Here is a 10,508-nt window from a genome sequence, read left to right as displayed (position 1 = left end):
AAAGGCCGTCTGAATATTTCAGACGGCCTTAAGTCGAATAACGGATTAACGCAATTCTGTGTGCAGGCGGCTCAACAATGTGGAGGCATCGCTGCCTTTGTATGGGCTGCCGTCTTTGTTCAACAGATGGAGGCGTGCGCCATTGTTGATAGGCTCAACATAAACGATGATTTCAGGATAAGTTTTTGGCGCTTCTGCTTTGCCTTTGCCAAATACGCGTTTGAACAGACCCGGTTTTTTATTGGCAACTGCTTCGCCTTCGGTTGGCGCTTGTTGAACCAAGAAAGCGCGGCGTTCGGCATTTTGACCGATAACTGTCAGACCGATGCGGTCAAGCGCAAGGGCGGTACGGCGCCAGTTGCGGCCGTAATCGCCTGCCAGCAACAAAGTGCCGTTGTCCACACGCGCCAATTCAGACGCATTGCTGCGAGCGGCAACGCTTTGGGTCAGAGCCTGTTCGGCTTGCTGACCGTCAACGCCCAAGTATTGCATAAAGCGGGCGAGGAATGCGGCTTCGAGGTTAGGGTCGTTTTCACCCGGCTGCCACATTGTAGTGTCTTTTTTACGGTCGGCATAAACTTCTTTCATGCCTTTGTGGGCGAAGAAGATATCGGTCGAACCATTTTTGCCTTGTTCGATGCGGATGATGAACTTGTCGCGTTCGCTGGTAGAGTAGATGCCGCCCAAGCCAACTTTATCCAACAGGCGGCGCAGGCTGTCTTGAGGGATTTTGGCTCGGTTTTCAGCCCACTCGGTTTCCATTTGGCCGATGGCAGGTTCTTCAGATTTGATGTCGAAACCGTTTTCTTGCCAGAACACTTTCAGCAAAGGCCAAATTTCGCGAGGCGATTTGCCTTCGACAACCAACCAGCGTTGGTTGCCGTCACGCTCAAGGCGTACGCCTTTAACGGATTTCAAGACTTCTGCATTGGCAGGCTGTTGTACGGCTTGAGTGCGGCGTTTGTTGAAATCGCTGGCACGGACGGCGCCGCTGCCTGCCGGTAATTGATAGAGGTTGCCTTGGTCTGGGTTGTTCAAATCAGGTGGTACTTCCAGTTTGACCAAGCGGTGTGATTGACTTTGATAGTCGAGTTTGGGTTGTTCTTTTTTGTTGCCGGAACAGGCAGTCATGCTAATCAGGGCGAGGGCTACTACGATGGGTTTGATATAGGTCATCTTGTTTTCCTGTGGATGAAGTTCTTAACAGGGAGGCCGTCTGAAAAGGGTGTTTGGGATTCAGACGGCCTTATTTCCGGATCAGATTTGTCCTGATTTTTCCAGAGCGGCTCGGACTTTGGCTTGACCGGCTTCGGTCAGTGCTACCAAAGGCAGACGAACATGGGGTTCGCATTTGCCCAATAAGCTCAGGCCCCATTTGGGCGCGGCTGGGCTGGGCTCGCAGAACATGGTGTTATAAATTGGGATAAGTTGCTCGTTTAGACGACGGGCGGTCGCAATATCGCCCTCAAGGGCGGCTCGGCACATGTCGGCAAAGAGTTTCGGTGCAACGTTGGCTGCGACGGTTACCACGCCATGACCGCCACACAGCATGAAAGGCAGGCCGGTAGGATCATCGCCGGATAAAACGGCAAAACCTTCAGGAACGCTGTTGATCAATTCGATGTTGTTGCCGATATTACCGCTGGCTTCTTTTACGCCGACGATATTCGGAATCTCGGCCAAACGCAAAATAGTGTCGTTGCTCATGCTGACGACGGTACGGCCGGGAACATTATAGATAACCATCGGAATCGAAGTGGCTTCGGCGATGGCTTTGAAATGTTGGTAAATGCCTTCTTGCGAAGGTTTGTTGTAGTAGGGAACAACAGATAAGGTGTAGTCCGCACCGGCTTGCTCGGCGGCTTTGGAAAGGGCGATGGCTTCGACAGTATTGTTGGCGCCTGTGCCGGCGATAACGGGAACGCGCTTGTTGACGTGTTTGACAGTGGCTTCAATAACGGCCAAATGTTCTTCAACAGGCAGGGTGGCTGACTCGCCGGTGGTGCCGACTGCAACGATGCCGTCGGTGCCGTTTTCAATGTGCCAGTCGATTAAGTCGTGAAGTTGTTCGTAGTTGATGCTGCCGTCTTGATTCATCGGAGTAATCAGGGCAACCAGACTGCCTTTTAACATACGGAAACCTTTAATTTTATGGTGTGGGTGGATTATGCAGTGGATTGTAGCTTACTTTGTTGTTTGTGTGAAACATATCCGCTAAGCGGCTTTGCCGTTTAATGGTGACTTGTCATTATCTTAATGAATAATACATTTTTAAATCATTGGTTTGTTTGTTTTGTGATGGAAAAATGATGTCAAGAATTAAAATGTGTTAAGGCAGTTTGAGGTCGCCTGAAAACGGTTGTGCGGAACTTTCAGACGGCCTGATGGTTTTGAATTTGCTGATACATTTCAAATTAGTTAAAATACGCTTCTTAATATTTTTTAACGATTCTTGAGAGAAGGTTCAACATGGCCGGAATGACTGAAAAACAAGCGAAACCGCTTGATTTGGTTTATGGTTTGGAAGATAAGCCGCCGTTTGGGAATGCGTTGTTGAGTGCGGTTACGCACCTTCTGGCGATTTTTGTTCCGATGATTACTCCGGCACTGATTGTCGGCGGGGCATTGGAGTTGCCGGTTGAAATGACGGCTTATTTGGTGTCGATGGCGATGGTGGCTTCGGGTGTCGGCACTTATTTGCAGGTCAACCGTTTCGGGCCGGTCGGTTCGGGCATGTTGTCGATTCAGTCGGTCAACTTCTCTTTTGTTACCGTGATGATTGCACTCGGTACCGGTATGAAAGAGAGCGGTTTGACTGAAGATGCGATGATTTCAACGCTTTTGGGCGTGTCCTTTGTCGGCGCGTTTTTGGTGTGTTTCTCCGCTTGGCTTTTGCCTTATTTGAAAAAAGTGATTACGCCGACGGTAAGCGGCGTGGTTGTGATGCTGATCGGCTTGAGCTTGGTACATGTCGGCATTACCGATTTCGGCGGCGGCTTCGGTGCGAAAGCAGACGGCACGTTCGGCTCGATGGAAAACTTAGGTCTGGCATCGCTGGTGTTGCTGATTGTATTGGTTTTCAATTGCTTGAAAAATCCATTGCTGCGTATGAGTGGTATCGCGGTAGGTTTGATTGTCGGTTATATTGTTGCGCTGTTTTTGGGCAAAGTAGATTTTTCCGCCCTGCAAAACCTGCCGCTGATTACCCTGCCTGTTCCGTTTAAATATGGTTTTGCATTTGATTGGCACGCGTTTATCGTTGCCGGTGCGATTTTCTTGTTGAGCGTATTTGAGGCAGTTGGCGATTTGACGGCGACTGCGATGGTCTCCGAGCAGCCGATTGAGGGTGAGGAATACACCAAACGTCTGCGTGGCGGCGTATTGGCAGATGGTTTGGTGTCTGTGATTGCGACTGCGTTGGGCTCTTTGCCTTTGACTACTTTTGCGCAAAACAACGGCGTGATTCAAATGACCGGCGTGGCTTCGCGCCATGTGGGCAAATATATTGCGGCGATTTTGGTATTGCTGGGCTTGTTCCCCGTCATCGGCCGCGCGTTTACCACGATTCCGAGTCCGGTTTTGGGTGGCGCGATGGTGTTGATGTTCGGCCTGATTGCGATTGCAGGCGTGCGGATTTTGGTCAGCCACGGTATTCGCCGTCGTGAAGCAGTCATCGCGGCTACTTCTGTCGGTTTGGGTTTGGGCGTGGCGTTTGAACCGGAAGTGTTCAAAAACCTGCCGGTATTGTTCCAAAATTCAATTTCTGCCGGCGGTATTATGGCGGTATTGTTGAACTTGGTGTTGCCGGAAGACAAAACCGATAAAGCGGTTAAGGTTGAAACCGACAGTTTGGATCACTAAGCAAGCTTTGTTCAAAGGCCGTCTGAAGTTTCAGACGGCCTTTGGTTTTTCGGCTATAATATTGTTTTTATTTGTTATCCGAGTGGTTCGGATAGCTCTACCCGGAAAGGTTTTATATGACGGTTTATTCACTTTTTATCACTTGTCCTCGCGGTTTGGAAGCACCTTTGACGCAGGAACTTGAAAACATGGCATGTCAGGATATCCGCGCTGTTGACGGCGGTGTGGCATGTAAAGGCACGATGGAGCAGGTGTATCGCATCAACCTGCATTCGCGCGTTGCCAGCCGTGTTTTGCTGCGCTTGACCAAAGGCGGTTATCGCAACGAACACGATATCTACAAACTGGCACGAAATCTGCATTGGACAGGTTGGTTTAAGCTGGAGCAGACCTTTAAAGTCAAAGTTGAAGGCAAGCGCGCCAATGTGAAAAGCCTGGATTTTGTCGGTTTAAAGATCAAAGATGCCGTCTGTGATGCCTTCCGGGATATTTATGATGCGCGTCCGAGCGTGGGCAAAATCAACCCCGATATCCGCATTCATGCCTTTATCGATGAGCGCAATGTGGAAATCTTTATCGATACTTCCGGCGAAGCACTCTTCAAACGCGGCTATCGTCAGGATACAGGAGAAGCGCCATTGAGGGAAAACTTGGCGGCAGGTTTGCTGCTTTTGGCAGACTACGACGGTACGCAGCCTTTCCAAGACCCGTTTTGCGGCAGCGGCACGATTGCCATTGAGGCTGCATGGATTGCGACACACCGTGCACCGGGCTTGATGCGCCGTTTTGGTTTTGAAAAACTGCAAAACTTCGACAAAGAAAAATGGCAAGCCCTGCGCCGTGAGGCTGAGAAACAAATCAAACCGGCCGCCGCGCCAATTTCCGGCAGCGACAACGACCGTTATATGATCCGTGCCGCATTGGCCAATGCCCAAGCCGCCGAAGTGGATAATTTCATCCGCTTTGACGTGCAAGATGCACAAGCCGCGCGGCCAAACGGCGAACACGGCATTATGATTTCCAATCCGCCTTATGGCGTGCGCCTTGCCGAAATTCAGGCTTTACAGGCGCTTTATCCTCAACTGGGCACATGGTTGAAACAGCATTACGCAGGCTGGCTTGCCGGAATGTTGACAGGCGATCGCGATATGCCGAAATTTATGCGCCTTTCTCCGAAGCGTAAAATTCCATTGTTCAATGGCAACTTGGATTGCCGATTGTTTTTGATGGATATGGTTAAAGGCTCGAATCGGGGCTAAAACCTGAAATAGAGGCCGTCTGAAAGATGATTTCAGACGGCCTTTTTTGTTTTATTTAGATAGACTTTGCCATAACGGAGTTTGCTTCTCGTATTTTAATTTCAGACCGTCTGAATCGTGTTCGGACGGCCTTTTTATTGGCTTAAAACTGCTATTCTATAATAATAGACAATCAGGTAAATAATAAAAATCTATTATACGGATAAAATACATTGTTAAATAAAAATACCATATCTAGTAGTTTTGTGTTTTAATTCGCACCATATCTTGTATTTTATGATGTTGCAATGAGCAGCTTGAAATTTACAGTTGAGCAAATTGTTTGGCAGGAAGTGCCGGGCGAAGTGTCGCTGGCGTTTCTGTTTTCAGGCTGTCCGCTGCGTTGCAAAGGTTGCCACAGTGCCGATACATGGAAAGAGGGTATTGGCACAGAATTAACCGAGGATTATTTAAAAGGCCGTCTGAAACGCTATCACGGATTAATTACTTGCGTATTGTTTATGGGCGGGGAATGGCAGCCGAAAGCCTTGCAGAAAATGCTGGCTATTGTTGCCCAAGAAGGTTTGAAAGCCTGCTTGTACACCGGTCTGGAGCGTGAGGAGCTGGAGGCAGTTTCAGACGGCATCCTGCCTTATCTGACGTATCTGAAAACCGGCCGCTGGCAGATGGAGCTGGGCGGCTTGGACAGCCCGACAACCAATCAGAAGTTTATCGATTTGCGCACGGGCGAGGTATTGAACCGCTTGTTCATCAAAGACAAACCTATGCCCAAAGTTTTTCCAGTGGCTTCAATTTAGCCCGGTGCTGTATTGCACTGATTTAAATTGAATTTATTGTATTCGCTGACAGCGATGTTTCAGACGGCCTGACCGTCATTGCTTGATAAATCATCCAAACCTTACAGGAGAATTAACATGATTCGGCTGGATCCCGAGCAGTTAAACGGAAAACTACAATTCATGCACGACTACATCAGCGCGCAAAACGCGGCGGACGGTTCGAAAATGGACGCCAACGCCAACGTTACCCAGAAAAACATCGCCACGATGGAAGCGGAAATCATGAAAGACTTTTTCGTGCAGATTAACCGCGCCCAAGTGTCGCGCAAAATCGCCGAAATTTTCGACCAATCCGTCGCCGACGAATACATCCGCCAGATTGAGGCGCATGAGATTTATGTGCACGACGAAACCAGCCTCAAGCCTTATTGTGTGTCGGTTACGTTGTATCCCTTCCTGCTCGACGGGTTAAGCAAACTCGGCGGTGAATCCAAGGCGCCGCAGCATCTGGCTTCGTTTTGCGGTTCATTTATCAACCTAGTGTTTGCTATCAGCGCGCAGTTCGCCGGCGCGGTGGCGACGGTGGAATTTCTGACCTATTTCGACTACTTCGCCCGCAAAGACTACGGCGACGATTATTTGGAAACCCACGGCAAAGAAATCGCCAACCATATGCAGCAGGTGGTGTACAGCATCAACCAGCCCGCTGCTGCGCGCGGTTATCAGAGCGTGTTTTGGAATATTTCCGTTTACGATCAATACTATTTCGACGCGATGTTCGGCGATTTCGTCTTCCCCGATTTCAGCAAACCGGTATGGGCGAGCGTGGCGAAGCTGCAAAACTTCTTCCTCAAATGGTTCAATCAGGAACGCACCAAAGCCGTTTTGACCTTCCCCGTCGTTACCGCCGCGATGCTGACCGACGGCGGCAAATGCAAAGACACCGTGTTTGCCGATGAAATGGCGAAAGAGTTGGCGGAAGGTAATTCCTTCTTCGTCTATCTTTCCGACAACCCCGATTCGTTGGCTTCCTGCTGCCGTCTGCGCAACGCCATTGAAGACCGCACCTTCAGCTACACACTTGGTGCGGGTGGCGTGGCAACCGGTTCCATCAACGTCATCACCATCAACATGAACCGACTGGAACAAGACGGGCGCGACCTTGCCGCCGAAGTTGCCAAAATCCATAAATACCAATACGCCTACCGCAAACTGATGGAAGAATACCAAGCTGCCGGAATGCTGCCCGTTTACGATGCAGGCTTTATCACGCTGGACAAACAGTTCCTCACCATCGGCATCAACGGCATGGCGGAAGCCGCCGAATCGCAAGGCATCAAAGTCGGCTACAACGACGATTACATCAACTTCGTCCAAGGTCGTCTGAAAACCATATTCGAAGCCAACCAAGCCGCCAGCAAGCACTACGGCGTGAAGTTCAACACCGAGTTTGTCCCCGCCGAAAACCTCGGCGTGAAAAACGCCAAATGGGACAAAGCCGACGGCTACAAAGTCAGCCGCGAATGCTACAACTCCTATTTCTACGTCGTCGAAGACGAAGAAATCAACGCGCTCGACAAATTCCTGCTGCACGGCAAAGAACTGGTGGACTGGCTCGACGGCGGTTCCGCGCTGCACCTGAACCTCGACGAAGCCCTGCCTGAATCCGGCTACCGCTCGCTCTTGGACATCGCCGCGCAAACCGGCTGCAACTACTTCTGCGTGAACGTGCGCATCACCATCTGCAACGAATGCGGCCACATCGACAAACGTACCCTGCACGCCTGTTCCGCCTGCGGTTCGCACGACATCGACTACGGCACCCGAGTGATCGGCTACCTGAAACGCGTATCCGCCTTCAGTAGCGGTCGTCGCAAAGAGCACGCGCTCAGACATTATCACCGTAAAGCGGCGTAATTATTGATAAAAAGGATTACTTACAAAGGCAAAGGCCGTCTGAACTTTCAGACGGCCTTTAGGATGTTTGGATAGACTGATTCTTTCAATGATATGATTTTAATTAAATTAAACAACAATACTTGACACTTTAATATAATGAATTAACATATAATCTCCTTTAACTCAAACTCGAAAAAAAGCGAGAGACATATGAAAACATCAGCTTTATTAGCAGCTTTATTGGCAGCCCTGTCCCTGTCAGCATGCGGCGGCGGTTCAGGCTCATCTTCTTCTGCCGTTTGTGACGAGTACGAAAAAGCATTTGCCGAAGCAACTAAAGACGTAGATGCCGCAACCAAAGACATGATGCAAAAATCTTTCGAACAAACCAAAGAAGCCCTGAAAAACCTGCCTGCAGACCAACGCGATGCAACTTGTAAAACTTCTTTGGACGCTTTGAAAGGCGTTCCTGCTGCCGAAACTCCTGAAGAAAAAGCCGAAGAAGCCAAAGATGCTGCTGAAGAGGCTAAAGAAGACGCAAAAGACGCAGCGGAAGATGCCAAAGAAGCTGCTGAAGACGCTAAAGAAGAAGCTAAATAATACGGCTAAGCTTTATAGAAAAACGGATTCCAATAATTTGGAATCCGTTTTTTGTTTTGTAGATCAAGGTAGGTGTTTTTGAACAAGGAATTATTGCTTTCAGACGGCCATATTTAATGCCGTCTGAAAGCGTTAGTTTTAACTAAGTAAAATTTACAATAGCAAACCATTAATCAAACAACCGCGTGCGTGCGTATCGCACACACCCTACGCGTTGGTTTTGAAGTTCCGTGCGATTCGCAGGTAGGGTGTGTGGCGTAGCCACGCATGCGATTGTTTGGGTATGTAAGTTACGGATTATTCTACGTATTGATTTTAAAGTTTCGCGTGATTCACAGGTAGAATGTGTGCAGTACGCACGCGGTCGGTAATTTTTTATAGTATTCACTCTCCAAAACTCATTACCGCTGTTTCTTTTGTGTCGCCCCAATCCAACGGCAACCATCCATCTCGAACATAACGGTGGAACGACGAAAACGCCCAATCGCGAACATTGCCGCACAATCCATGTTTGACGGGATTGAAATGGATATAGTCCGCGTAACGTTGCAAATCCGTTTCGTCGCGCACGGTGTGTTCGTAAAAACGCCGTTGCCAAATACCGCGTTTGTGCCGCCGCTGTTTGCTGGCAGACAGGTTTTCGGCATGAGGGAAATGTGCGGAGAATTTGGTTTTAATCAGCCGCCAGCGCAGGGAATAATCCGCATCGTCGGGCGGTAGCGTCCAAATGGCGTGAATGTGGTTCGGCAGCACGCATACGGCGACGGTTTCAAAGGGATATTGTTTTTGCACATCCATATAAGCCGCACGCAATAGGTTGATATGTTCGACAAGCAGGCGCGATTTTGGATCGGCGAGTTTGACGGTGAAAAAGAATGTGCCGCCGGCAATGAAGTTTCTGCGATAACGCGCCATAGGATTTTTGTTTGTGGTTTGGATGTTGGAGAAGGAATGGTTTGTTGTTTAAGGTTTTAACTTTGTTGGAGCTGATGTTTTCAGACGGCATTGGAGACCGTCTGAAAGCGCTAGCTTCAACGAAGTTAAAAGTTGAAACGGCAAACCGTTAATCAAGCAACCGCGTGCGTGCGTACCGCACACACCCTACGGGTTGGTTTTGAAGTTCCGTGTAATTCACAGGTAGCGTGTGTGGCGCAGCCACGCACGCGCGTGGATTGGGTATGCAGGCTACGGCTTGCTGCTGGCTTTTAGATTTCAATCGGATGGTTCAATTGCTGCAACATCTCGTTATCTAATTTCAAATCACAGAATTCACATTCTAATCTTTGCTTAGTTCTATCTACAATTTCTTCCGAGTATGTGTTATCAGTGTTTAGCCTCATAAATTTTGTAGGAATTGTGTATAGTAAGGATTGGTTATTGCAGCATGGGCATTTAACTATAAAGATATTATCATTTAGTCTTCTGGTTGCCTCTGTTTGTTGATTAATTTTTTTTGTGTTGAATGAATTATTATTTTTACGAGCTTTCCAGATATTTCGGGCTCTTTCAATTTCTAATGAAATTTTATTCTTTATATCATCTTGTAGTGTTTGGCTTATGGAAATTAAATTAGGTTGTTTGTTTTTGAAAAAATTATTTAGTCCATTTTTTAGGCCATGTTCATCAATAAAGTTTTTTAAAAATGGATAAAAATCCCTTTTAATCAAATTAATTATTTTAGGCTTATCCATCATGTCATAATTATGGTGCATAATAATGTCTCTTGCGTTTTTTAGTTCAGATAACATTTCCTTGTATTTATTAACTGTATTGGAAAAGATACTTGCTCGATATATAGCTTCTTTTAATGCTATTGTATCTTGATTAACATTTTCTATTTTTTTGTTTATTGCTTGATTCTCATATATCCATAGATTAGTTATTTTTGCAAAAGTTATTTTTTCATCATTGATTGGACAAATGAAAATAGGATTAATATCAAATAATAGTCCTTTTAATAATCTCTCAATACCAATTGCAAAACTAACAATTACATTCTCTACTCTATAATCATTATCAAATCTATCATTTATTATTGCATCAGTAACATTTTGGAAGTGGCGGTATGAGTGTTGATAAAATTTATTTCCTACATTGTTATACATAAAAT

Annotated in this window: 9 protein-coding genes; 5 read left to right on the top strand and 4 right to left on the bottom strand. The window is 47.4% G+C overall.

The genetic code is table 11. The features are described 5' to 3' along the window. Nucleotides 1-45: 45 nt before the first annotated feature. A complete protein-coding gene (gene bamC / locus HMPREF3052_RS04580; protein WP_070748803.1) occupies nt 46-1,176 on the bottom strand; it encodes an outer membrane protein assembly factor BamC in 1,131 nt (376 codons plus the stop codon). An 81-nt stretch (nt 1,177-1,257) separates the two neighbouring features. Continuing rightward, a complete protein-coding gene (dapA, locus tag HMPREF3052_RS04575) occupies nt 1,258-2,133 on the bottom strand; it encodes a 4-hydroxy-tetrahydrodipicolinate synthase (protein WP_070748801.1) in 876 nt (291 codons plus the stop codon). A gap of 336 nt (nt 2,134-2,469) precedes the next feature. Between dapA and HMPREF3052_RS04570 the strand changes: the two genes are divergently transcribed. From HMPREF3052_RS04570 to HMPREF3052_RS04550, 5 genes are all read left to right on the top strand, one after another. Continuing rightward, nucleotides 2,470-3,861 carry a nucleobase:cation symporter-2 family protein gene (locus tag HMPREF3052_RS04570; protein ID WP_070748799.1) on the top strand — a complete coding sequence of 464 codons (1,392 nt, stop codon included), beginning with the start codon at nt 2,470-2,472 and terminating at the stop codon, nt 3,859-3,861. 116 nt (nt 3,862-3,977) lie between these two features. After that, entirely contained in the window at nt 3,978-5,120 is a 1,143-nt protein-coding gene (locus tag HMPREF3052_RS04565) for a THUMP domain-containing class I SAM-dependent RNA methyltransferase (RefSeq protein WP_070748797.1), read from the top strand. 287 nt (nt 5,121-5,407) lie between these two features. Further along, nucleotides 5,408-5,917 (top strand): anaerobic ribonucleoside-triphosphate reductase activating protein, encoded by a 510-nt coding sequence (nrdG, locus tag HMPREF3052_RS04560; protein WP_070748795.1) that lies wholly within the window; start codon nt 5,408-5,410, stop codon nt 5,915-5,917. A gap of 117 nt (nt 5,918-6,034) precedes the next feature. After that, a complete protein-coding gene (gene nrdD, locus HMPREF3052_RS04555; protein WP_070748793.1) occupies nt 6,035-7,816 on the top strand; it encodes an anaerobic ribonucleoside-triphosphate reductase in 1,782 nt (593 codons plus the stop codon). Nucleotides 7,817-8,008: 192 nt separating this feature from the next. After that, on the top strand, nt 8,009-8,398 hold the full coding sequence (locus tag HMPREF3052_RS04550; protein WP_049344783.1) for a DUF5339 family protein: 390 nt from the start codon (nt 8,009-8,011) through the stop codon (nt 8,396-8,398). A gap of 384 nt (nt 8,399-8,782) precedes the next feature. On the opposite strand, the gene HMPREF3052_RS04545 is transcribed toward HMPREF3052_RS04550, so the two are convergent. Beyond that, complete coding sequence (locus tag HMPREF3052_RS04545) at nt 8,783-9,313, bottom strand: REP-associated tyrosine transposase (RefSeq protein ID WP_070748791.1); 531 nt, start codon at nt 9,311-9,313, stop codon at nt 8,783-8,785. A gap of 290 nt (nt 9,314-9,603) precedes the next feature. Further along, entirely contained in the window at nt 9,604-10,503 is a 900-nt protein-coding gene (locus HMPREF3052_RS04540; RefSeq protein ID WP_070748789.1) for a hypothetical protein, read from the bottom strand. Nucleotides 10,504-10,508: the final 5 nt, after the last annotated feature.

Origin of the sequence: Neisseria sp. HMSC056A03, from assembly GCF_001815685.1 — a bacterium.
Classification (GTDB): domain Bacteria; phylum Pseudomonadota; class Gammaproteobacteria; order Burkholderiales; family Neisseriaceae; genus Neisseria; species Neisseria subflava.
This window is presented reverse-complemented; position numbering and strand designations above follow the sequence as displayed.

Coding starts and splice junctions, on each gene's coding strand:
- nrdD (WP_070748793.1), top strand. CDS start 6,035: ATGATTCGGCTGGATCCCGAGCAGTTAAACGGAAAACTACAATTCATG.
- bamC (WP_070748803.1), bottom strand. CDS start 1,176: ATGACCTATATCAAACCCATCGTAGTAGCCCTCGCCCTGATTAGCATG.
- HMPREF3052_RS04565 (WP_070748797.1), top strand. CDS start 3,978: ATGACGGTTTATTCACTTTTTATCACTTGTCCTCGCGGTTTGGAAGCA.
- HMPREF3052_RS04545 (WP_070748791.1), bottom strand. CDS start 9,313: ATGGCGCGTTATCGCAGAAACTTCATTGCCGGCGGCACATTCTTTTTC.
- HMPREF3052_RS04540 (WP_070748789.1), bottom strand. CDS start 10,503: ATGTATAACAATGTAGGAAATAAATTTTATCAACACTCATACCGCCAC.
- HMPREF3052_RS04570 (WP_070748799.1), top strand. CDS start 2,470: ATGGCCGGAATGACTGAAAAACAAGCGAAACCGCTTGATTTGGTTTAT.
- dapA (WP_070748801.1), bottom strand. CDS start 2,133: ATGTTAAAAGGCAGTCTGGTTGCCCTGATTACTCCGATGAATCAAGAC.
- HMPREF3052_RS04550 (WP_049344783.1), top strand. CDS start 8,009: ATGAAAACATCAGCTTTATTAGCAGCTTTATTGGCAGCCCTGTCCCTG.
- nrdG (WP_070748795.1), top strand. CDS start 5,408: ATGAGCAGCTTGAAATTTACAGTTGAGCAAATTGTTTGGCAGGAAGTG.